Annotated in this window: 17 protein-coding genes; 14 read left to right on the top strand and 3 right to left on the bottom strand. The window is 44.2% G+C overall.

Annotated elements, in window-relative coordinates; all coding sequences use genetic code 11:
* Positions 1 to 294 precede the first annotated feature (294 nt).
* On the top strand, positions 295 to 3,282 hold the full coding sequence (locus tag IPL83_07070) for an efflux RND transporter permease subunit (protein ID MBK9038906.1): 2,988 nt from the start codon (positions 295 to 297) through the stop codon (positions 3,280 to 3,282).
* A gap of 164 nt (positions 3,283 to 3,446) precedes the next feature.
* A complete protein-coding gene (locus tag IPL83_07075; GenBank protein ID MBK9038907.1) occupies positions 3,447 to 5,924 on the top strand; it encodes a sodium-translocating pyrophosphatase in 2,478 nt (825 codons plus the stop codon).
* A gap of 165 nt (positions 5,925 to 6,089) precedes the next feature.
* On the opposite strand, the gene IPL83_07080 is transcribed toward IPL83_07075, so the two are convergent.
* Complete coding sequence (locus tag IPL83_07080) at positions 6,090 to 6,791, bottom strand: SDR family NAD(P)-dependent oxidoreductase (GenBank protein ID MBK9038908.1); 702 nt, start codon at positions 6,789 to 6,791, stop codon at positions 6,090 to 6,092.
* Positions 6,792 to 6,919: 128 nt separating this feature from the next.
* Between IPL83_07080 and IPL83_07085 the strand changes: the two genes are divergently transcribed.
* From IPL83_07085 to IPL83_07140, 12 genes are all read left to right on the top strand, one after another.
* Positions 6,920 to 7,840, top strand: coding sequence for a hypothetical protein (locus IPL83_07085; GenBank protein ID MBK9038909.1), 921 nt, complete (start codon positions 6,920 to 6,922; stop codon positions 7,838 to 7,840).
* 743 nt (positions 7,841 to 8,583) lie between these two features.
* Positions 8,584 to 8,709, top strand: a complete 126-nt coding sequence (locus tag IPL83_07090; GenBank protein ID MBK9038910.1) for an IS66 family insertion sequence element accessory protein TnpB — start codon at positions 8,584 to 8,586, stop codon at positions 8,707 to 8,709.
* Between the two features lie 305 nt (positions 8,710 to 9,014).
* Entirely contained in the window at positions 9,015 to 9,176 is a 162-nt protein-coding gene (locus IPL83_07095) for a hypothetical protein (protein ID MBK9038911.1), read from the top strand.
* On the top strand, positions 9,170 to 9,559 hold the full coding sequence (locus IPL83_07100; GenBank protein MBK9038912.1) for a transposase: 390 nt from the start codon (positions 9,170 to 9,172) through the stop codon (positions 9,557 to 9,559). Before IPL83_07095 ends, IPL83_07100 begins: the two co-directional genes overlap by 7 nt.
* Before the next feature lie 34 nt (positions 9,560 to 9,593).
* Entirely contained in the window at positions 9,594 to 9,911 is a 318-nt protein-coding gene (locus IPL83_07105) for a transposase (GenBank protein ID MBK9038913.1), read from the top strand.
* A gap of 106 nt (positions 9,912 to 10,017) precedes the next feature.
* Positions 10,018 to 10,380: a transposase gene (locus IPL83_07110; protein ID MBK9038914.1), complete on the top strand. Its 363-nt coding sequence runs from the start codon at positions 10,018 to 10,020 to the stop codon at positions 10,378 to 10,380.
* A 26-nt stretch (positions 10,381 to 10,406) separates the two neighbouring features.
* Positions 10,407 to 11,183, top strand: a complete 777-nt coding sequence (locus IPL83_07115) for a hypothetical protein (GenBank protein ID MBK9038915.1) — start codon at positions 10,407 to 10,409, stop codon at positions 11,181 to 11,183.
* A 113-nt stretch (positions 11,184 to 11,296) separates the two neighbouring features.
* Positions 11,297 to 12,604 (top strand): hypothetical protein, encoded by a 1,308-nt coding sequence (locus tag IPL83_07120; GenBank protein ID MBK9038916.1) that lies wholly within the window; start codon positions 11,297 to 11,299, stop codon positions 12,602 to 12,604.
* A gap of 2 nt (positions 12,605 to 12,606) precedes the next feature.
* Positions 12,607 to 14,235, top strand: coding sequence for a hypothetical protein (locus IPL83_07125; GenBank protein MBK9038917.1), 1,629 nt, complete (start codon positions 12,607 to 12,609; stop codon positions 14,233 to 14,235).
* Positions 14,219 to 15,763, top strand: coding sequence for a hypothetical protein (locus tag IPL83_07130; GenBank protein ID MBK9038918.1), 1,545 nt, complete (start codon positions 14,219 to 14,221; stop codon positions 15,761 to 15,763). Before IPL83_07125 ends, IPL83_07130 begins: the two co-directional genes overlap by 17 nt.
* A gap of 575 nt (positions 15,764 to 16,338) precedes the next feature.
* Positions 16,339 to 17,796: a TolC family protein gene (locus IPL83_07135; protein ID MBK9038919.1), complete on the top strand. Its 1,458-nt coding sequence runs from the start codon at positions 16,339 to 16,341 to the stop codon at positions 17,794 to 17,796.
* A 29-nt stretch (positions 17,797 to 17,825) separates the two neighbouring features.
* Positions 17,826 to 20,960 (top strand): efflux RND transporter permease subunit, encoded by a 3,135-nt coding sequence (locus tag IPL83_07140; GenBank protein ID MBK9038920.1) that lies wholly within the window; start codon positions 17,826 to 17,828, stop codon positions 20,958 to 20,960.
* An 18-nt stretch (positions 20,961 to 20,978) separates the two neighbouring features.
* On the opposite strand, the gene IPL83_07145 is transcribed toward IPL83_07140, so the two are convergent.
* Both IPL83_07145 and IPL83_07150 read right to left on the bottom strand, forming a co-directional pair.
* Positions 20,979 to 21,986, bottom strand: a complete 1,008-nt coding sequence (locus tag IPL83_07145; protein MBK9038921.1) for a hypothetical protein — start codon at positions 21,984 to 21,986, stop codon at positions 20,979 to 20,981.
* Between the two features lie 201 nt (positions 21,987 to 22,187).
* On the bottom strand, positions 22,188 to 23,416 hold a 1,229-nt coding region (locus tag IPL83_07150), incomplete at its 5' end, for a peptide ABC transporter substrate-binding protein (GenBank protein MBK9038922.1).

The raw sequence follows: 23,416 nt of genomic DNA on the forward strand, positions 1-23,416 counted from the left end.
CGGCGGATTTTACTTAAAAAAATATCAGATTCCATTCACGGTCAGTGAACGGATACGGTTAAACTGGCCATCGCTTAGGGGCGCCAAGTGTGTGGGCGCCAAAGATATCAGAATCAAAGTGATTCTGACAATTTACAGTAGGCAGGGTAGAGCTGATGAATAGACTCATTGAATTCTTTGTAAAGCAAAAAATGTTCAGTGACCTCATTATTGTGTTTGTTATTGTTGTTGGTGTTGCCTGTCTCCTTTTGATGAGACGTGAGGCCTTTCCCGAATATAAAATTTGATATTGTTATGGTTAGCACAATCTTCCCTGGAGCTTCTCCAGATGAAGTCGAAAGACTCATTACAAATCCGCTTGAAATGGAATTAAAAGAAGTAGAGGGGATTAAGAAAATCAATTCGGTGTCAATGGCGAGTACGAGTAACATTATTTTACAGCTCGATCCCGACCAAACAACAGATATGGAAGCAAAGGCCGATATTCAAGACGTGATCGATCGTTTTAAAGATTTGCCCTCTCAGTCTGAGCGTCCTGTTGTGAGTTCTCTTGACGGGGGATCCTATCCGATTATTCAAGTATCCCTTACGGGGCCTCTTACGCCCATCGATTTGAGAAAGTATGCCCGAGAAATCGAGCGGGATTTGGAGAGTTTACCGGACGTGGCAAAAGTGACGCCTACTGGGATGCAGGATCTCGAGATTCACGTCGAGACGGATTTGCGAAAATTGTCTGAATACCGAATCTCCTTTGAGGAAGTAATTGGGGCGTTAAAGAGTCAAAACGTCTCAGTCCCGGCTGGCAGTATCGTGAACTCCATGGGAGAGGAAATTCTGATTCGGACGGTCGGTGACTACGATACAGTAGAGAGTGTTGAAAGAACTGTGGTTAGGGCAAATGATTTGGCTCATCCCATTCGGATTAAGGATCTCGCTCAGGTTGGTTTTAAATTGAAGACCAACGATAGATTTTTTCGAACAAATGGCAAAGATGCGATCAATTTGACAGTTCTGAAAAAATCAAACGCAGACAGCATCCACCTCGTAGAAGCCATAAAAGAAAAGGTGAGTGAACTTGAGTTGAAGTATAAAGGAACATTGAACTTCAGGCTGCTGGATGATGAATCTGTCTGGATTAAAATGCGCCTCAATACTCTTTCGGGGAATCTCTTGATTGGGTTGGTTTTGGTTTTGCTTATTCTCTCTCTTTTACTTCCACCCTCCATTGCAATCTTAGTTGCCGTTGGAATACCCTTTTCATTTCTTGGTACGATGATTGTATTTTATCAAATGGGCTACAGTCTAAATCTTCTATCAATGCTTGGTTTAATTATTGTCGTTGGCATGTTGGTTGATGACGCCGTTGTCGTCACTGAAAACTCAATGAGACTTCTGGAAGAAGGATATTCACCGGAAGAAGCGGCGATCAAAGGCGCCCAACAAGTGGTTGGCGCCGTGTTTGGCTCTGTGATGACAACGGTCCTTGCCTTTATGCCACTTGTGTTTATGTCAGGAATTTTTGGAAAATTTGTCAAATTCATACCAGTTGGAGTGATTGTCGCGCTTTTAATTAGTCTCCTTCAGGCCTATTTCATTCTGCCAAACCACTTTGCCCGATGGGCCTATCGACCACAAGATAAAAAGCGCAAAAATATTTTCGAGAAAATATATGAAAAAATGGATCGTCACTGGAGCACAAAGGTGGCGCCTGTCTACGCTCAAATAGTCACCGTATGTATTCGATTTAGGTATCGAGTTTTGGCTGGTGTAGCAATCTTGTTTTTGATCAGCCTATTTACCGCCTCGAAGTTAAAATTTGTGCTTTTTCCGTCTGAGGGCATTGAGATTTTTTTCATAACAGCAGAGGCTCCTCTTGGAACTGAATTAAAAAAGACATCTGAACTGATAAAGCCAGTCGAAAGCAAATTGAGAGAGTTACCTTCTAATGAGGTTGAGAATTTTACAGCTCAAATCGGTTTGCAAATGAAGGATCCAGGTGATCCGAACACAAAATATGGATCACATTTTGGGATGCTTGTAGTTTATTTGACTCCAACTGGCTCACGACAGAGATCAGCCAGTGATATCGTTGAAGATCTCAGAATAGAAACGAAAGATATAAAAGGAATTAAGCTAGGTTTTGAAAAGGTGACGCCGGGACCGCCCGTAGGTAAGGCAGTGAGTGTTGGTGTGAGTGGATTGGAGTATTCTGAAATCCTTAGACTCGCAGAACTTATAAAGACCGATCTCTCAAGAGTGAAGGGGGTCACAGATCTTGAGCTTAATTATCAACCTGGAAACAAGGAAATTCTGATCAATGTCATACCGTCGGAGGCGGCAGCGGCTGGTTTGACGGTCGCGGGTGTAGGTATGTCAGTTAGGGCCGCTTACGAAGGAATTGTCTCGACTTCCATCAAGAAACTCGATGAAGAAATAGACATCAGAGTTTCGTTGCCGGACAAGGATGCCAATGATCCCTCGATGATGTCTAGACTGTTGGTTTCAAATGCGAGAGGAGGTTTAATCCCTTTAGGGCGAGTGGCTCAATTCAAGGAAGGGCAAGGCATAGCGGCATACGTGCATGAAAAAAATCAGCGAGAAGTCAAAGTGCTAGGGGAAGTCGACTCCGAGGTGACCGATGCCACGAAGGTGGCTGAAATAGTAAAGAGCAAAATTTCTGATTATAAGAAAATGTTTCCTGGCCTTGGTGTTTCTATCGGCGGCGAGAACGCGGACACTGAAGAGAGCATGAAATCTCTCTTCAGAACCTTTGGATTGGCAATTATTGGAATATTCATTATATTGGTTCTGACATTTCAAAGACTGAGTCAGCCTCTATTGGTTGGACTGACAATTCCTATCGGAGTGATGTCTGTGATCTATGCTTTCTTTATTCACAACAAGCCACTCTCATTCATGGGTCTTTTAGGAATTGTGGCTCTTGCGGGAGTTATTGTAAATAATGCGATCGTGTTAATGGATTTCGTCAATATCTTGAGAGCTGAAGGGAAGGAGAAATTAGAGAGCATCATTTTGGCCTCAAAAATGCGATTGCGACCTATATTTTTGACAACTGTGACGACGGTGGCTGGAGTGTTACCTACGGCCTACGGAATTGGTGGCACCGATGATTTTGTGAAACCGATCGCATTGGCCCTAGGCTGGGGGCTCTTGTTGGGATCTGTTTTGGTCTTGGTGAGCTTTCCATCTATGATTGCGGTCCTGGATGATGTCCACGAGCTCGGATCTCGATTTAGGAGTTGGCGCCACAGGGGTCAATAGCCTCTATGACCAATTGGGAGGAACTCCTCCTTTCAGGTTATACGTTGCGTTACTTGGCATTACTCCAGGAAATTATTCAGGAAATTTTTGACAAGCCGACCGCTGTGAAGCTAAGAACAGCAACTCCAAATAAAAGAATGTTCTAACCGACATAAGAGGACGATATGAAGTTAACATGGAAACCCCTATTTCTGTTTGCTGTTGCGGTCTTTGCTTTGGGCTCAACAGGTCGTGCATTTGGTTCAGAGGCCGATTTGATTTTGCCGAATTTAGACGTTCATTTTCCCTTAATGGGAAACCTCGGGGGAACACAGATTTTGGTGTTCGGTATTTTGGTTGCGGTTTTTGGTATTATTTTTGGTCTTAGGGAGTTCTTCCGTATTAGAAACTTGCCTGTTCATAGGTCAATGCTTGAAGTTTCAAATTTAATTTATGAGACCTGTAAAACTTATTTGTTTGAGCAGGGAAAGCTACTTGTAGTTCTTGAAGCCTGCATTGGAGTATGTATTATCGGTTACTTCGGTTTTTTGATGGAAGTTGGATTTGAGCGGGTGGCTCTCATACTTCTTTGGTCGGTCTTGGGGATTCTCGGTTCTCTTTTTGTAGCTTGGTTTGGAATTCGACTCAACACCTACGCAAACAGCCGGACCAGTTTTTCTTCTTTGGCTGGCAAACCCTATCCTGTGATGGATATCCCCCTTCGTGCAGGTATGTCGATCGGGGTGGTTTTGATTTGTGTTGAGCTGATTCTCATGATCTTGATTTTACTTTTGGTTTCACCAGAGGCCGCGGGTTCCTGCTTTATTGGATTCGCGATCGGTGAGTCTCTTGGTGCCTCGGCTTTGCGGGTTTGCGGAGGAATTTTCACAAAAATTGCAGATATCGGGTCAGATCTGATGAAGATCGTATTCAAGATCAAGGAGGATGATGCAAGAAATCCTGGTGTGATAGCTGATTGCGTGGGCGACAACGCAGGGGATTCAGTAGGTCCAACAGCGGACGGTTTTGAGACATACGGTGTTACTGGCGTAGCTCTTATTTCGTTTATTATTCTCGCCGTCGGAATGCAAATGAGTCCTGAAGGCGCGCGCGTTCTGATGGGTGATGGACAGACATTGCAAGCTAAATTTATTGTGTGGATTTTCGCGATGCGGGTTCTCATGATTCTCACATCAATAGGCTCCTATTGGGTTACCATGGCCATCTCTAAAGCCAAATACTATCAATCTAAGCATTTTGATTTTGAAGCCCCCCTAACGGCGCTTGTATGGGTGACGTCGCTCCTTTCAATTGGAGTTACTTATGGAGTGAGCTACTTGATGTTGGGCCAGCTTGCCGATGAACTCTGGTGGAAGCTTTCTACGATCATCAGTTGCGGAACTCTTGCCGCGGCGGTGATCCCCGAGGTAACGAAGATATTTACTTCCTCTAAGTCTAAGCATGTTGCGGAAGTCGTTGAGGCTTCAAAAGAGGGCGGAGCGAGCCTTAACGTACTGAGCGGCATTGTGGCGGGTAATTTTTCAGCTTTTTGGAAAGGTCTTGTCATTGTTGCTTTGATGTTTGTGGCCTATCTGACAAGTACGATGGGGCTTTCTCAGTTCATGATTCATCCGGCAGTATTTGCCTTTGGTTTGGTGGCCTTTGGTATGTTGGGGATGGGTCCTGTGACAATTGCGGTGGACTCTTACGGTCCTGTGACTGACAACGCTCAATCTGTATTTGAACTTTCTCAAATCGAACAGATTCCTGGAATATCCAAAGAGATCGAGAAGGATTTTGGATTCGTACCTGACTTTGAGCAGGGCAAATTGTACCTTGAAGAAAATGATTCAGCAGGGAATACGTTCAAGGCCACAGCCAAGCCTGTATTGATTGGAACTGCTGTCATCGGTGCCACAACCATGATCTTTTCTATTATACTGATGTTGAATCTCAAACTGGATCTTCTTGATCCTTTGGTTCTCCTTGGTTTGATCAGCGGTGGGTCTGTTGTGTATTGGTTTTGTGGAGCTTCCACCCAAGCAGTTGTTACTGGCGCCTATCGAGCTGTGGAATTTATCAAAAAGAACATTAAACTTGATAGCAGTGTTAAAAAGGCGTCTGTTTCAGACTCAAAGCACGTCGTTAGAATTTGTACGCAATATGCCCAGAAGGGAATGGTTAATATTTTTGGAGTCATATTTTTTCTCACTCTTAGTTTTGCATTTTTTGACCCAACTTTCTTTGCAAGTTACCTGATTTCAATTGCTGTATTCGGTCTGTTCCAGGCGATGTTCATGGCTAATGCGGGTGGTGCATGGGACAATGCTAAGAAAATGGTTGAGGTCGACTTGAAGCAAAAGGGCACAGAGCTGCATGCAGCGGCTGTCGTTGGGGACACTGTGGGCGATCCATTTAAAGACACGGCAAGTGTGGCCTTAAATCCTATTATTAAGTTTACGACACTCTTTGGACTTCTTGCTGTTGAAATTGCTGTCAAGATGAAGGGTGGCCATGGAGGACTTGAAGGAATAACGGGAGCCACTGAGGTTTCTATGAGTTCTTTGACTACGGTCCCAACAATGATAGCTTTGACTTTCCTCGTCTGTGGCCTGTTTTTTGTTTGGCGTTCCTTTTACGGTATGAGGATCAAAGGAAACTAAACTAGTAAGGCCATATAGGTCGGTACTAACACTGATAGTGAGGGGGCCTCGTGCGCAACAAAACTATTGTTGTGCGTAAACGGGGACCCAAAGAATGGTATCTTGTTCAGCGAGAGGCTTACGGTAATTGTGTTGTAGCTGGGCTTTCATCAAGTAGAGACCGAGTTACCAGGGAATAACTTGCCCATCTCTAAACGATTTTCCGCTCGGACCATCTTTTGGCAATTCCACGAGATAGAGAATCCCTTTGATTCCTTCATCAAGAGATCTGGTCGCAGAGGGGCCGCCCATGTCGGTTCTTACCCATCCTGGACACACGGCATTTACCCTAATTCCAAAGGGAATTGCTTCGTGATGAAAAAGAATTGTCATTACGTTCAGGACAGCTTTTGAAATCCGATAGGCTGGATATTCAGATCCCATCTCGCTTATAGCTCCCATTCCTGAACTGATGTTGATGATTCGGGGATTCTTGCTGATCTTTAATAGGGGCAGAAATTCTTGCATGAGGATCAATGGGCCTAGAGAATTCGTTTGGAGACTTTTGTAAAGGCTATCTTCAGTAAGGTTGAAAATGTTCATTTGCGATTCGTTCAGTATGCCGGCATTGTTGATAAGGCAATCAAGCCTTTTGAACTTTTGGGAGATGAAATCACGAGCTCTTTGAATCTCTTGCCTACTCGTAACGTCCAAAGGGAGAATGTCGGCTGACCCAGACTGAGACTCAATGGTGTTCTTAATCTTTTCCAGAACATCCAATTTTCTTCCTGTCAGTACGACGTGATAGCCCATGATAGCTAACTTTTCAGCAAGTGCTCTCCCAATTCCACGGTTCGCCCCTGTTATCAATATGATTTCTTTGCTCATTTGACTACCCCGCTACAATTTGGCGATTTGGTATCGTTTTGCCGAACCATACCGCACAACGTCGATTTTATTCGATCTTGTCACGAAAATTCACCTATGTTCAGATATTTTTAATGAATATCCAACCTATGAAGAGCCTGCCCTATTCTCGTTTTTGGCTTCTCGCTTCGGTTTTATCTGTCGCTATTCTCGTTACTCTCGTCTTTGTCCTTTCGAATTCATCAGATCTCGGATTGGATTTACTATGGAATTTGATTATTCCTCTTGCCCCAATCATTTTCTTTCTTGCTCCTAGTTTGTGGGTTAATGTCTGTCCATTGGCGATCGTGCAATCAATTCCACGTAGAATAAGAATCTCAAAAAATATTGATTTGTCTTACGATCAAGTTGGCATTCTGCAATTCTTTTCGTGGGTTCTTCTCTATCTTCTCGTTCCAGCGCGTATCTTCTTATTTAATCACAATGCAGAAATCGTACTCTGGATTATTCCGGTATTGGCACTTATGGCTTTTAGCAGCGGAGTTTTGTTTTCTGGATTTGGAGGCTGGTGCTCCGGCCTGTGTCCAATAAGACCAGTAGAGATGCTATATGGGCAATTCTCCTTAGAGTCATCCCGCCCGGAGGCCTGTCGACCGTGCAAATTGTGCCAGAAATCCTGCTCCCGGCTGTATGGCGTTGACCACCTCAACAAAGTAAAAAATCAAGAGCCTTTTAAGAATCAAATCTATTCCTTTCCAGGTTTTGTTTTGGGTTATTTTCTGAGTGATCAGGCCGATGGGATTGGTTTCATTTACTTGAAGTGCTTTGGGATGGCACTATTGAGTTGGATTGTCATTTATCTTGTCTTCAGAAGGAAGAGGAGCATTGAAATTTCTGCGGTTCTGGTTTTTCTTGTTTACTACGGATTTACAATCAAAAACGTAGCCAAAACTTGGGCCCTTTCATCAACGGCCTCAAGTCTCATTTACGCATCATTCCTGATAACACTAGGAATTGGGATATGGCGAGCACTCCAATCAGAAGGGCTTCAAAGGAAGCCCTCGGCCTAAGTATATGTCGGAATTTTGATATAGCAATTTCATACAGGTAAATTTCATATAGCCAACAGCAATTGTCGATATTTAAGACAGGTAGGTGGCAAAATTTGCCGATTTTTATCGGAGTGCCGAATGAGCAGGTCCAATCCTCCAAATACCTTTTCAATTCGACCAAACCGATGGGTTTGGCTGGCACCGTATTTGAATTATTCAATGGTAGAGCAAGCGATCAATGAAGGAGTTGGATTTGAAAGGTAAGCGCTCCATAAACCCTATTTTGTGATTTGAACTTTCCACATATATTGCTCAACAACCAAGGAGGCTTGAGTGGAAAATTCTGATCAAAGATTAAAAACCAAAGAATATTGGCAAACTAAAATCAGGGAGGCAGAAAATTTCTCTGGCTCCGAGACCGAGTTCTGTCGGCAAGAGGACTGAACAACACCACGTTCAAGAACTGGAAGTATCGACTATCCAAGGGAAGCAAGAGAGGGAGTGTTGGACGCCGAAAGCCGGTGAGCTCTGCTTTTGTGCCAGTGGAAATTCAGAAACCAAGAGCGGTTCGTTCGCTCCCTGACGCACAATGGGTGGCTGAGCTGATCTTTTATCTGCAGGGAGGTACTAGGTGAAATCTCCCAGTCAATTTGAGGGTGTTTTCTGCATCGAGATCCTGTCGATTTGCGCCGTGGGATTCCGGGATTGAGTCAGATTGTGGAGAGTGCCCAGATGGGAAAGTTGAACGGGAAAATCTTTTCGTGTTCTGTGGTCGACGACGGCACACGATCAAGATTCTGTATTTTGATCGAAGTGGGTTCTGTCTATGGCAAAAGCAATTGGATGTGGAAAGTTCCCATGGCCGAGGAAATCTTTGCAGGAAGTAGTCCACATATCACAGAGCAATTGAGCTGGCTCTGGAAGGTTATATGTTTGGAAAATGAAGCCTTTTCAGAAATAAATTTTGAAAGAGTCTGTTGATCTTTCGAAGAAAATGTTGAAGAGTCCCGCACATGCAGCCGCGAGAGCTATTTTCAAAACAAGAAGAGTTGTCCTCAGAGAATGAAGGCCTGAGAGCGCGTGCTCGTCTTGATGAAGAGAAGATCAAGTTCCTGCAAAGTGAGGTCACTTGGTTGCATGAGCAGATCCGTTCTCTCAAACGAGCGCAGTTTGGTAGAAAGTCGAGTCTTGGGTGTCGCCCGAACAGAGGGTTCTCTACAACGAAGTGGAACTTGAAGTCTCCAAAGGGACACCCGAAGAGGATGAGGCGCAGGTCGAGGTCACGGTTCCTTCGCATAAGAGGCAGCGGGGTCATCGTCGTCCAATCCCCGAGAACCTTGAGCGGAAGTGGTGAAGATCGAGCTTCCAGAAAACGAGCGTTTTTCTGAAGAGGGGCAAACCCTCAAGGTGATTGGCTGGGAGTTCTCGGAGAAGCTCAAGTATGAGCCAGCTAAAGTCAGTGTGATCCGCTATGAGCGGGCCAAGTATGGAGTGGATAGCGGGGACTATGTGAAGACCGCTCCGCCAGTGCCTTGCGTGATCCCTAAGGGGATTGCCACTCCCGAGTTGCTTGCCGCCATTATCACCTCCAAATATTGCGATGGACTTCCGCTGTATCGGATTGAGGAGATCATGGAGCGTCAGGGAGTTGATCTTCCCCGCAGCACGATGGCCCGCTGGGTGGTGCAAGTGGCGCAGGCTCTCGTGCCGTCTGGAATGTTCTTTCAGACCGGCTGATAACCTCTTTTATGTGGCCGTGGATGAGACGCAAGTGCAGGTTCTCAAAGAGAATGGCAGGAAGGCCGAAGACAAATCATGGATGTGGGTGAGGAGTACGCCCTACGGGGACAAGAAGATTGTTCTGTTTGATTACCGCATATCCCGGAGCCAGGAAGCGGCCAGGCAGCTTCTGGACGGAATTACAGGATATCTGCAATGTGACGGATTGAATGCCTATGATGTGTTGGAAAAACAAGAGGGCGTGATCCGCATAGGATGTGGGATGCACTCCCGCAGGAAATTTGAATCCGCCCAGTGGATGGGGCTAAGTCCGGCCGAAGCCTTGGAGAGGCAGGACTTGGTTACTTAAAAAACTGTATGATCTGGAAGAAAAATCGGCGAGATGCCGCCTGAGGAGCGGTACCGCCTGAGGCTGGAAATAGCTGAGCCCATTTGGAAAGAGATGAAGGAGTGGGCTGAAAGGCATCAGCCAAAGGTTCCAGAAAAGCAAGATCGGAGGGGCCCTCCGCTACTTTTTGAATGAGTATGAGTACCTGACAGGCTACCTCAAGGATGGGCGTCTGGAGGCGGACAATGGCTTTACGGAGAGAGCGATCCGCAAGTATGCCATCGGCAGGAATGCGTGGCTGTTTTCCGACACACCCGCGGGGGCCGAGGCCAGCAGTGTCATGTACAGCTTCACGGTAACAGCCAAAATCAATGGGGTGAATCCCTACGCGGCCATGGTTCGACTGCTCAGTGAGCTACCACTGGCCAAATCCCTCGAAGACTTCGAGCGCCTCGCTGAGATCATTTTATCACCTGATTCTCGAGCCTGAAAAATACAGGTTATGAATCGCTTACTTTGAAAGAACAAGAAGCAGATAAATTCAAGTTTGGTAAAGAAGGTCCGCAAAACCGTTTAACAACCTGGAGACTTGTCATTCCAGTAATTTTGTTTCTTTTGGCACTGCCGGTAAACGAGCAAAGAGCGATCGCCCAAGATCAAATTTCTGCAAGAGTTGTCAATTCCTGGTTCAAATTCTACGGGCCTCGCGATTTTCGCAGAAGTCAGTACCCCTTCTTTTCATCTTCGAATGGCTGTGGTCCGGATATTATGAGAGAAACTGTTATAGGGTCGGCATTAAACAGGATGTTGGATGAAGTAACTTTGAACGTGGATGGAAGATCAATCAAGATTAATTTTGCGAATCTGTGCAATGCTCATGATCGCTGCTATATGACAATCGGAAAGACGAAAGCGGAATGTGACCGCAAATTCAATGAGGCAATGTCTGAGCAATGCAGTAAAATTGAAGTTGGCTTTCAATCCAAGTGTGCCGACGTCGGAGAGACCTATATGAGATCGATTCGCAGTGGTTTGGGTGATAAGTCATTTAAGATTGCTCAGGAACAGCAAAAGCGATACGAGTCCATCATATCGGATAGCACTCCTGAATTGCGAGCCTATGCTCTAAGGACGTCCCAAGTATCCGTAGCGAAGAGTGAAGGAAATCTCTCGGAGGTCGGTGCACCTCTCACTGACAAATCTGAGGTTCATGGCACAGTAGGCGGAACCACTCCTTCCTCCTCCTTTTCTTTATACGAAAGAAAGCCATCGACGGGTCACGGAGCTATATAGCAGTTTGGAGCCCTTTGTGCCGACTGTTCTGCCATGCTCTGTCGTGTTGCGTTGGGTTGGAATAGTTTTTGCTCACAACGAAGGGGTTTCAAAGAATTCTTGGAGTAACTTTTGTGAGTTTTTATCGCTGTCCCGCTTTTGTGGCCTTCTCAATCACAATGACCCTGTGTTCTTCCTGTGGGAACAACCCAGAGAAAAAAGTCTCTGGAGTCAGTGTGCGTTCACAATTTTTGGCATCCAATCATGGAAAATATACATCAGTCTCTGGGGATTTTCTATCTGTCGCCAATGATGGTTCAGCGGTTCAAGGAAAAGTCGTGTCCCACCATTTGACACTTTCTGCAGAAAACGAATATGAAATCAAAGTTGAGCACGATCAAGGACCCTCTCGCACGATCCCTGTCACCCCAAGTTCAGAAATCAAGGCTGTTTTGACGGAGAATCACTCACCAGTTGATAGAAGTCTACAGCGCGTATCGTTTACCTGCTTTTACGGTCAACGAGGGCTGTTAAAGGATGTGATGATCGTTCCCATTCGCAAAAAGGGACTCAGTTACGTTTGGGAATTGGAACGCTTTATGTTGGAGCCGGTCAAATATGTGGCTAGTTTCGCATTAGATGGCCAGAACTTTACCGAGGTAAGAAAAGAATCGGTTGAGGGTGGTCTTGCAGAGGTTCTTTCCTCCCAGGTCCTTCTCTCGTTGATGAATGAGGTCTGCAGTGGAAATGCTCCGAGCTATTTCGACTTTAAAGGGACCTTGGGATTGATTAGTTATGATGATAACAAGATTGAAATAAACCCTGGCAATAGTTACTCAAGTCAACAGCTGGACTCGATACATCGGATAGATCAGCGCTTCCTGTTCAAAGATGGAATTGGCGAGGTGGACATTGGCAACCGCTTTTGGGCTCTGGCAGATGGTCTTTTTTTGAAGGCAGATCATCGCTACAGTAGACAGGCCAATAAATACCTTGGATGGGAAATCAAAAGTCCCAGGGAAGAACTGAATTTTTCCTCGAAAGACCATCGTTTAGTGTGGAAAAAAGACCCAGACCCATCTTCTGGTCAATGTGGATTTGAGATAGGGCTGGATATCACGGGCTGCTATGTCAGACCTGTAGCAAAGCGATCACCAGGATTCTTTGAAGCCGACTTTCAGGTCCTTAACTACAGCGTGAATTCAGTCACGGGAGCTAAATATAGCTATTCTTGTGAAATAGAGGGGATCTTGGAAGGTTTGAAGAAAAATGAGGTCGGAAAAGACAAAATTAGACTGTTTCTAAAAGTCAATGAGGACACAGGCAATGGTATCTCAATTGAAATGCGGGCGGGATCTAAAATAATTCTCTCCCTTGATCAAGCCTTGCCTTGGTCAGACAAGGAAAATGCCTTGAAGCCACGTTTCGGTGGCGGAGCATGAGCATGACTGTGAGTATGAGTGTGATGAGGCAAAGGTGTACTTGCAGTTATTTTTTTGTTTGCGTTTTATTAATTGTCCTCTTGACGACGCCTGTTCGGGCCCTAGAGGTATATTCAGTTTTAACCAAAGACTGCGAATTAACTGAGGGCTTGATCATTGGGATGAACTCATCCAGAATTGACGTACTCACTCTGAAGGGGCAGTACAAGTCCGTCTTACAGGATGACCTAAGATATTTGGCCATTTATAATACCATTGATAACCCCATTGAAAAATTGAGCAGTCATCCGCGTCTGGCGCGAGCCCTATTAGAAGTGTATGTCGATGATCAAAAGACTCCGCTTTTTATCGGTTGGCCAGTTAAATTTGTAGAAAACCTTGTTATCTTTTATGATCTTCAAGGTAAAAGCCACGTCTTTGAGTTGTATAAGATCCGGAAACTTCGCCCTTATTTCGAAGAATCAATCAAGTCAGATAGACTCGAATTTCAGCCAGTTTCTCTGAGTTATAAGTCATGGGTCACACAATGCCAGTTGCCGGAGTCCAAAGCTGGGGAATTTGTTCGTCCAACGAGAGTGATTGGTGATCAAATTCAGATCAGTGAATTCATGTCTCAGATGGAAGAGGGTTTTGAAAATGTTAAAAGCTTTCAAGAGAGAACCTACGTTTACTCTCGTCCCTTTTTGTTTGATCGCCAAACCAGGCTTGGATTTCTGGTGTTTGACAAGGATAATTACGTACTTTCTCCCTCAGCCGCCTTTCCAATGTATTTTCAGTGGACTAAGGGGAGAGAATTTCGCTTTCAGAGTTTTAATCAAATTGGATCTGTTCCCATTGAGTACTTGCCCACGGTTGAGCCCTTGACAGTTTTTCGTTCAGATCTCAAATCTCATGTTTTTCACGCGAGCTTTGTTGGAAATCTTGAAGCCCTTTCTGCTGGAACCGAATATTTTACTCCAATCATGACTGGAGGAGGAGGAGACGCAAGCAAATCCCGTCGGCCATATGATTCAAGTAAGCCCGGATTTAGGGCTCATTCTGCAGCTTCGATTAACTATATGGCTTTAATGGGCGGAGACTGGGGGTCCTGGTCTGTATCTGCAGGTACCTATTTTCCAAATTTTATGGTGCAGGCTGGAGATAATTTTCGCGAAATATTAGCTTCCAAATTGGCTCCATTGTTTCGCCTCATGTACACCAGAAAAAATTTTCGTTTGAGAGGAATTCTGGGCTTCACTAAACTAGATCAAAGCGACGAAGTACAGGATTCCCAAATCAGTCGTGACAGTGAATTGAGCGTTGTTGGCTATTTGAATCAGTTTTCGTTTTCCTCTCATTATTTGCGGGCTGGAGTTGACTATCGCTTTAGTCCAGAGATTGAGGTATCACTTGATCAGCTGTGGCTAACGGCTTCTTACGAAGAGACTTTAAACACTGCCGAAAAAAATAATTTTAATTTTTCTCACTTAGTCACTCAGGCGTCGATTCGTCATTCTTTTGGGGATTATGTGGCGCTGAGAGCTTATCTTCATCTCTTTCAGATCGATCAGGATTTTCGATTTTTTGGGCGGAGTGAAAGTGAAAAACTCAATCATATAGTCTATGGGGGAGCCTTTGAATTCATTTTCTAAGTCAAAGAGGAAGTTCTTCAATAGATTATTAATTAGTTTTGTTCGTTTGATGAGTTTCACTCTGATTTCAGTTTCGATGCTACCGACAGCTCAGGCCATTAACATCAATTCGATCTATACAGCCGCGTGCCGTCGTGATGTGGGCCTCATCATACAGGTCGATGATCATGCTATCCAGTTTTTGAGTTTGGACGGAGAGATGAAGAGAATTCCGAAACATGAAATAATTTATCTTGCCTATTATCCTAGCGACATTCTTCCCATGAAGGAGTTTAAAAATCCTGAAACTACCGATTTTTATCGTGTTACGACATCGACTTCGAATGGAAAACTGACTCCCCTTGTGAATGGTTGGCCGATTGGATTTACTGAGGACAAAATCGCATTTCTGAGCGTTGATGGGAAGGAATCTGTCGTTGGTCGTCGCAGTATTTTTCAAATCTCTCGTGAAAGAATCAACTCAGCGCAAAAGTTCACCTATCCTCGCGACTTTAAGATATTTCAATTTGTGCATCCGCATCAATTCCGGGATTGCCCGAGTGATCGATTTGGAGGAGGGCAAACTCAAGTATTCCCTCAGCAAATTTTGAGTCAACCCGTTATGATTAAGAGAGAGTTGGATCATTTTCAAGCTGAGGCAGTTCGCCTCAATCGATATTATCGAGAACAGAATTTTTATTCTGTTCCTGAAATCTATGGAAATCTTACTTCGCTGGGATTGTGGCATACCTTTGGATATCGCCATGGAGGGTCCTCTAAACGAGTCAGTAATTTCACGCCGGTTTTAACGGATTCCTATTCATCTGACATTTTTGACTACCAGCACACATTTGTCGCAGGAAGTGCCCCTCTGATGACTTCCTTTCAAGAGGAACCTCAGGTGCATTCGCTCTATGCTTTCAAGGCATCATATTTTCATTTCTCAGCTATGGTAGATCCGAATTTAATTCTGGTTGGACGTAATTACAAATGGCAGTTCAATGACTTTGAGTCTCCAGACGATAAGTGGAACAGCGTAACACAAATTGAAACAGGGTTTGATTTTGGTAATTGGTCGCTGATGTTCTTCCTTGGGGATTCCTATCAAATTGGTGTTTACAATGGCGTTGATATCTCTAGCGAACATTATCCAATTAGTCGAGTTGGCATTCAGTATCGAACTCATCGATTCGGATTTGAATTGAGTGGAGGAAGTGGTTCAAATATTGATGATCGAGGTGGAGGGCTTGTTTACAAAACTAAGTTAGATGGATTGAGAGTCAACTTGTCTGCTTATAAGCTTTTGAAAATAGATTGGGCACTGAGTTTTATCCGGCGAGGTATTGACTTTCAATCGGAGCAATTTTTTTATATTTCCGACGATCAAACTCTCGCGCTTTATGGATCTTATCCGCTTTCGGCTCGATACCGAGTTGGAGGTTTCGTTTCAATAGAGGGCCATAGTAATGAATTCACGCGAGATAGCATCTGGTATTCTGAATCAAACTCCTACTTAAAAATTGGAACCCAATTCTCGCTGAACTTTTGAACTTCCGCTTTCTTTGGTACAGATAGAATTTTCTCCGAAGAACCTGTGAATTCTCATTATGGGATATCTCAGAATTGGATTTTGCCGCCTCAACTGTTTCTCCTGCCAATAGCAATAAGCTATTTGTTGCATTTCTTCTGATACCAATATCGAGTAGTCCGTCAGTTGAAAGTTAGGCAACAATAAGCGAACTGAACCAACGATGATTAGACGTTTCAAGACAGCTTCTGTCCAAGGGACCACAGTACAGGCAAATCCATACTCTATCTCAGAACTCATCAGACTATCAGCTTGTCGGAGTTTCAGGACTTTAGGCGAAGTCCAGTTTTGCCCTCAAAAAAATATCTCGACGAGGGATTGCTTTATAAGTTCATGGTAGCAAAATAGTTCTTTATCCACCGATTTCTGCCACGTAAGCCTCACGGGATGAGGCGCGTTGGTTTGAGACTAGAGACTAGAGACTTGAGACTTGAGAAAATTAAGGCAACAATCATACAACTATCTAAAGGAATATATTATTTTTTCGGATGGGCATAGATACGGCTCATTCTGAATCTTGATTGCGCGGAGGACCTATGGGATTAAGAAAGCTTCCTGAAATCTGCTTAATTCGCCTTCCGATTGTCCCATTGGGTTGCTGGATTTTTTCAGTGTCAATTCAGTTCCCGGCTTGGGCGGCACTCAATTTATCTCAATATAGAACTCAAGTTGAAAATAGTTACTCAGGCTTTGTATCTTCCCAACTGAGTCAGCAGGGATCAAAGACTCTTGAAAAGAATCTACCTTCTTTGGGGGATACGCAACTGACTGCAAATATTTACTCCAATGATGACCGGCGGCCGACCGGCAATCCGTCCTTCCAGGGGTTTCGAACAAACACAGTTGGAGCTTCCGTGGGAATTCAGAAACAGTTTCTATTTGGACCAAAATTGGAGCTCGCTCAACACGTTTCTCATTCGAGCATTGCGGGTGCCTCGTCAGTGAGTCTTCCTTTAGCTGATTATTATGATAGCTATCCAAAATTATCATTAAATATTCCACTTTGGCGAAATCTGTCTGGGTCGGAAATTAAACTTAAAGAGGAATCGCTGAAGGAAGAGGCACGAGCTGATTCTATTCGTACTCATCTACAATCTGTTCAACTGGGCATGCGAGTGAACATGGCTTTCTATTCACTAGCGGCCGCGCGAGAAAGCATACAAGTTCAAAAGGAAATCTTAGATCGTGCGACGGTTATTCTCGATTGGATTACAACAAAATTTAGGCGAAATTTAGTGGACAGCTCTGACTTATATCAATCAGAGGCCGCTGTGACCGCGCGAAAGATGCAACTAGAGGAGGCAATAGCGTGGCTAGGGGAGGCTCAACGTGAGTTTAACATTTTGAGAGGAGTCAATTCGAACGGCGAGGTCCCTGAGGAACTCCAGGTAGAAGTCCTTCCTATCGAAGATTTGGTTAATTTGGGTGATCAAATGAAACAACGAAAGGATCTAGCACTCAGTTATGTTGGAACTAGGATTCAAGAGTTGAATCAAAGAGGAAGAGCACAAATGTCAAAACCAACATTGGATATTGCGGCGGAGGGACAGTGGAGCGGACGAGATGCTCGACTTGACGAAGCACAAAAAGAAATTCTAGATAAAAATCAGACTCTTTTGTTTGTTGGCTTGAGGTTTTCTATGCCACTTGATCCTTCAAAAAGCACAACAGTGGGAGACAGTTTTCAAAAAATGGCAGAAGGCAGCCGGCTTTCAATGCAGTCTCAAGAAAGCGACCAAATGCGAATATGGTCCGATTTTGTAAGCTTAGGAAAATCTCTCCATCAGCAAATCAAGTTAGTTCAACAACTTGAAATCATTCAAAGAAAAAAAGCAGATGAGGAAAGAAAGAAATTAAACGCAGGCCGCTCCACAACCTTTCAGACTTTGAGCTTTGAACAGGACTATAGCGCGGCAAAGAGTCAGCGTATCAATATTGAATTGAAAGCTCGTCAGTATATTGCGCAAAAAAGTCTTTTCGAAGAGGTCCCATAGCAGTTATTGCGAGTTCAACAGGAGATTTTATGAAAATTTGGGAACTTTCCATTCGACGGCCGATTTTCATGTCTTGTATTTTAGTGGCGCTTATTGTCGTTGGGCTTTTCAGTCTCAAAAAATTGCCCCTTGAACTTTTTCCTGACGTCACTTTTCCCGTCGTGACAGTGACCACCATATATCCTGGTGCAGGGCCTTCTGAAATTGAGACTTTGGTAGCGAAACCCTTAGAAGAGGAACTGAGCACATTAGCAGGCTTGAAGGTCGTTCGATCTATCAGCAGGGAGAGTGTCGGAATTGTCGTTGCTGAATTTGGTCTCGATGTTGATATAAAATATGCTGAACAACAAATCCGTGATCGGGTTTCTGCCGCTAAACGAAAGCTTCCAGACGATATCGAAGAACCTGTTATTCGCAAGGTCGATCCTTCTGCTCAACCAATTGTAGTGGTTGCCATTAAGTCAAAATTGGCGGGTGGAAAGCTCTATGATTTGGCGAACGAAGTGATTCGGCCAAAATTTGAACAGCTCAGTCAAGTCGGACAGGTTGAAATATTTGGAGTCAGGAAGCGAGAAATTCAAATCCAATTGGATCGAGATAAACTGCGGTCTCGTCAGATTTCAGTGAGTCAAGTTGCTAGAGCTCTGACAAGATCAGGAGACAATATTCCGGCTGGTAAACTAACTCAGGATGATAGCGAGACTGTCTATAGAACAATGGGTGGATTTGATTCTCTTGGAGATTTGAGTCAGTTTTTGGTGAATTTCTATGGAAATGACGTGTCGACGCGAGTCCGAGATGTTGGCCGGGTTGTCGATACATTGGAAGATGAGAAAATGCGGGCTTATGTTGACGGTCAACCGGCAGCACTTCTTTATGTTTATAAGCAATCTGGCGCGAATACGGTGAAAGTATCAGATGCTATTTTCAAATTGGTTGAAAAGTTGAATTCGGATCAAGCTGGTGTCAAAGATCCTGTATTTAGCGTCGAAGTTGTTCGTGATTTGTCTCGTTTTGTGCGCGCGAACATTTTAGACGTTGTAGAATCAATTGGCTTTGGAATTCTATTAACTGTGATTGTGGTCTTTTTATTTCTTGGGTCGATTCGTAGCACGATCATTACGGGCTTAGCTATACCAGTTAGCTTAATAGGTTCACTCATTTTTATATCGCTTGCGGGCCTCAGCATAAATATTATGACTCTCCTGGCTTTTTCTTTAGCGGTCGGACTTCTGATAGATGATGCGATTGTGGTCAGAGAGAATATTTTTAGGCATCTGGAAATGGGCAAAACGGCTTTCAGAGCGGCACTTGATGGAACCTCTGAAGTGGCTCTTGCCGTGACGGCTGTAACTCTCGCCGTGGTTTCTGTTTTTGGTCCCATTGCCTTTTTGTCAGGTGTTGTGGGTCAATTTTTTAAGGCTTTCGGTCTCGGTGTGTGTTTTGTTATGTTGATCAGTCTCTTTGATGCCCTAAGTAATGCTCCGATGTTGTCGGCCTATTTTGGCGGAATGCATGAGAAAAATTCGAGCGAGAAAATTTCTTGGTCGAGCCCGGTGGCCTCGCTACTCGTCATTTTTGAACGTTTGCAGACGAGGCTTGCGATGGGATACGAGAGGCTTCTTCGTTTAATTTTGAGACACCAGCTTATCACTTTGCTAGGGACTCTCATTGTTGTATTTTTTTTGGGGTACTCGGTTAAGTTCATCCCTAAGACTTTTCTGTCTCCTCAGGATAATGGTGAATTTTTGGTTTCGCTCGAGCTCAAACCAGGAGCTTCTTTGGATGAAACCACGAAAGTGGCTATCGAGGTTGAAAAGCTTATCAAAAGCAATCCCTCTGTCGTTCAGACGATATTGTCGGTGGGAGATACGAGTGGTACTTCATACAAGGCAGATATTTTTGTACGTCTGCTTAAGTTTGGGCAACGTCATCTGACTACGACGGAGGTTAAGGATCAGGTAAGGATCGCCCTCTTGCAATTCTCAAAGGCTGCACCAAAAGTTAAAGATGTAGACATGGTGGGCGCCGGCCAACGCCCATTTGTTTTAAATATTAGAGGATATGACTTAGATGAGGTAAGACTTGTAGCCAATAAGATTTATGAGAAGCTGAAGCAGCATCCTGGGCTGATTGATCCGGAGATCACCGACAAGCCTGGAATTCCCGAGTTCCAAATGAAAATTGATGGAGGCAAAGCTCTCCAGTATGGGGTGACGCCTGCCTTAGTGGGTGCGGAACTTCGGGGTCAAATTGAGGGGCTAACGCCAGCAAAATTTAGGCAAGCTGGTTTGGAGTACGACATTAGAGTTCGTCTTCAGGACGATCAAAGAAATCTAGAGGAATCCTTTCGTCTTATTGAGATACCAAATATCAATGGGAGGTTGGTTCCTCTGCATGAATTTACGTCCTCTAAGAGGGAAACGGGTGCTGCTGCCATCAGTCGTGAGGATCGAGCCAGGTATATCAGCATAGAAGCGGATATTAAACCTAATGGGCCTGGCATGGGGGGAGTGATCTCTGATATTCGCGCTTGGTTTGAGAGTGGAGAGGTTGCCCTTCCTGAGGGAATTAGCTATCGTTTTGTTGGACAGGCTGAAAATTTTCAGGAATTGGGTCAAAGCATCATAGTTGCGGGCATTTTTGCTCTGGTATTTATTTATTTGGTTCTAGCTAGTCTTTATGAATCTGTAGTGACTCCTTTTGTTATCATGCTGGTTATTCCATTGGCGGTATTTGGCGGCTTTTTTGGACTATTTATTATGAAATCTAGCTTAGATCTGTTTTCCATGATCGGATGTATTATGCTAATGGGTCTAGCGACGAAAAACTCAATTATTTTGGTCGATTACATCAATCAAAAGCTTCAGGAGGGATTGGATTTAACTGAAGCTATCGTAAAGGCTGGAACAACGAGACTCAGGCCCATCGTCATGACCTCACTGGCGCTTATCATGGGTATGATGCCAATCGCGATCGGTTTGAATGAGGCCTCCAGTCAAAGAAGGTCATTGGGAATTGCGGTTGTGGGAGGAGTATTCATCTCCACTCTTTTGACTTTAATCGTAATTCCGGCCGTCTTTAGTTATATAGAGCTTGGTCGCCGGTGGATGATCAGTAGAGTTGGTTCGAAAATTGTTAACGCAGATGTTGAGACCAAATGATTTTTTTGTTGCTCTCATTTATTCAAGGTCAACGTCAAGTCCAAGCCAAGCACCGAGCAAGCGTCGATAGTAGTCGTTTTCATGTTCTCTTGTCTCAGTTGAATGACCTGAGTTTTGTGAGTCTGCGATATGTAACGAATCCAGACTACTGTCTTGTTGAATGATGTACTCCATTGTTTGAGTGTATAACCTTTCTGGGTCATCTATTGCAGCCAAGACAGAAGTTCTAACCGCACTGACTATTGTGATCTCACTCGGATCAAGATCTCTAAAATGTCGATAAGTTAACATGGCAGCGTCACCCAATAGATGCGCAATTTCGGCCCTGTTACCGGATTGATTCAATTCGCGAATGACCAAGAGATTGAATTGCAGTGCGCCCCTGAGTGACAGGATTCGATCTGTTGCATGTTGCTCTCGCAGAGTGTAGGTCGCTTGAACGAGATCAGCTTGTCTTTCTAAACTCTGGTGCTCTGGGCTGATGCTGCCATTTTTCCGGGCTAAAGCAAAAGTTGCCCGCCTTATCCGACTGGATATTGGTTCAAGAAAAGGTGCTAGCAAATTAGCTGTGAGAAGAGAAATTTGACCGAAAACGGCCACGGTGAAAGCTGGAAAAAAATCGATGCCCTGATCGTTAACCAGTGCCAAAGTTCCCGCAGTTAAAGCGGAAGTACCTGCTATACCAGCAACGAGATAAAAGTAGCGTTTGCCCCCCGAAAAATTCAGTTTCTCAAACGAAGTTTCGATTGCCTTAGCAAGAGTTCTCTCTAAGCATTCGTCTCCTTCATGACACTCTTTCAAAATGCGATTACGAATTGAATTCCGTGCAAACAATTGAATGTACCATGATTTCAAAACGGGCTGCTGGTCTAGCTGTCTTTTTATTTCAAGTTCAAAAAAATTTGATGCCTTGCTATTGAGAGCGCTTGTGCAAGACGTCTCCTTACCAAAAGACGAAGATCCAGAAAGAACGATAGCCGTGAGACAAAATCTGAGAACTGAGTTTCTTAGCAAGCTGATGGCCACGGTAAAATGCCTCTAAAAAAATTTAGGTTATCGGGTCTATTTAGATTTGATTGCGATCAAAGTCAAAATTGAAAAGCCAGTGTGAAAATAGACCAATGAATATAAGACGGGGAAAAATAAAATTTGCCCTGATTTCGAATCCAGAATCAATTGAGGGCGCAGTAAACTCAGTGTCCGTGATATGCTTACTATCAAAGTCATTCAAAAAATGGGCTCATTCTGAGTTTTTGCCACTTTTAAATTTGTGAGATCCAATTGATTAAGTTCATTGAGTTCCCATCCGATAAATTGCCCATCCTGGAGCATGGAGAAATGAATTTCCCCCAAGGGTATCATGATATTTTCAGATAAAAGAAGATCCAGGCCTTTTTGGCAGAGTTGGCGCATTTTTGGAGATGGCTTTGTTTTTCGCATGATCTTCAAAATATTATCAAACTTTATATTAGAGTACTTGAGATAATTTTCAGGACTGTTGCTTCTGAAAACCTCTAAAGCAGCCAAACATGTTGGTCTATCTAGAGTGACCCCCTTGCGAAATACAGTAGAGGGACGCACTCGGAGATCGTTCATATAAACCCCCTGTTCCTTACCCTCGATGGCAAATTGGAGATTAAGGTTGTCGCTCCATTGTGCTTGAACCCATTCCATCCCTTTTTGGATGTCATCTCCGCCCATTGTGCTAAATGAAATTCGAGCATTTGATAGAATCTCAGATTGGATTCGGGTGGACTTGAGCATCTCCCTGGCCTTGTCTGGATCAAATGGGTAGCAAGAGGACCTTTCTCTGTAGTTCTCGGGAAAACTTGGACAACCTGGTCTGCCGAGAGCGGAGAACAGCCGTTTTAGACTGTCGTAATCAAGAGCCAAAGTCAGGGCATGTCGAAGGTTTGGTTGATCCTTCAGGTCCGGGCCAAAGCCCAAGTAATCAAATCTTGAAAGTGGTAATTGAAAGAAATCAGATCGTTGGCGATATTTCGACAGCAAAGAAGTTGGTACACGACGAAGAAAATTTAAAAATCCGGTCTCGTAGAGGCGCAAAGCCGTTGTATCGTCATTGACGAAGAGAATTTCTACTTCTGGACGGGCGTCGGGATTTGGGTAATACGGATTGGGGCTCAAGCGAATTGAGCCTGATGTCTTCCAGCTGGTAATTTGGTAGGGGCCGTTGACGATCAGTTGGTTGGCCTGTTGAAGAGGTGGGAATTGCCCAGAAAAAAGAGGGGCTGTCGAAGGGGATGCGAGGCGATATTCAAATTCAAAATCGGGCTCTGAAAACTCAAACTGCAATCTTAGATCATCCAAAGCCCTGACTCCCAAATCCTGAGGTTTCAGGTGGCCTGAAAGAATTTCTCGCGCGTTTCTAAGGCTCAACAGCAACTCCGTTTGGGTCGTTTTCAATTCGGGATTCATCAAACGCCGAAAGGCGTGTA

It is taken from the genome of Bdellovibrionales bacterium (assembly GCA_016716765.1).
Lineage (GTDB): Bacteria > Bdellovibrionota > Bdellovibrionia > Bdellovibrionales > UBA1609 > JADJVA01.

Excerpts from the sequence above, each read along its gene's own strand:
- IPL83_07070 (MBK9038906.1), top strand. The coding sequence starts at position 295 with ATGGTTAGCACAATCTTCCCTGGAGCTTCTCCAGATGAAGTCGAAAGA.
- IPL83_07075 (MBK9038907.1), top strand. The coding sequence starts at position 3,447 with ATGAAGTTAACATGGAAACCCCTATTTCTGTTTGCTGTTGCGGTCTTT.
- IPL83_07080 (MBK9038908.1), bottom strand. The coding sequence starts at position 6,791 with ATGAGCAAAGAAATCATATTGATAACAGGGGCGAACCGTGGAATTGGG.
- IPL83_07085 (MBK9038909.1), top strand. The coding sequence starts at position 6,920 with ATGAAGAGCCTGCCCTATTCTCGTTTTTGGCTTCTCGCTTCGGTTTTA.
- IPL83_07125 (MBK9038917.1), top strand. The coding sequence starts at position 12,607 with ATGACTGTGAGTATGAGTGTGATGAGGCAAAGGTGTACTTGCAGTTAT.
- IPL83_07135 (MBK9038919.1), top strand. The coding sequence starts at position 16,339 with ATGGGATTAAGAAAGCTTCCTGAAATCTGCTTAATTCGCCTTCCGATT.
- IPL83_07140 (MBK9038920.1), top strand. The coding sequence starts at position 17,826 with ATGAAAATTTGGGAACTTTCCATTCGACGGCCGATTTTCATGTCTTGT.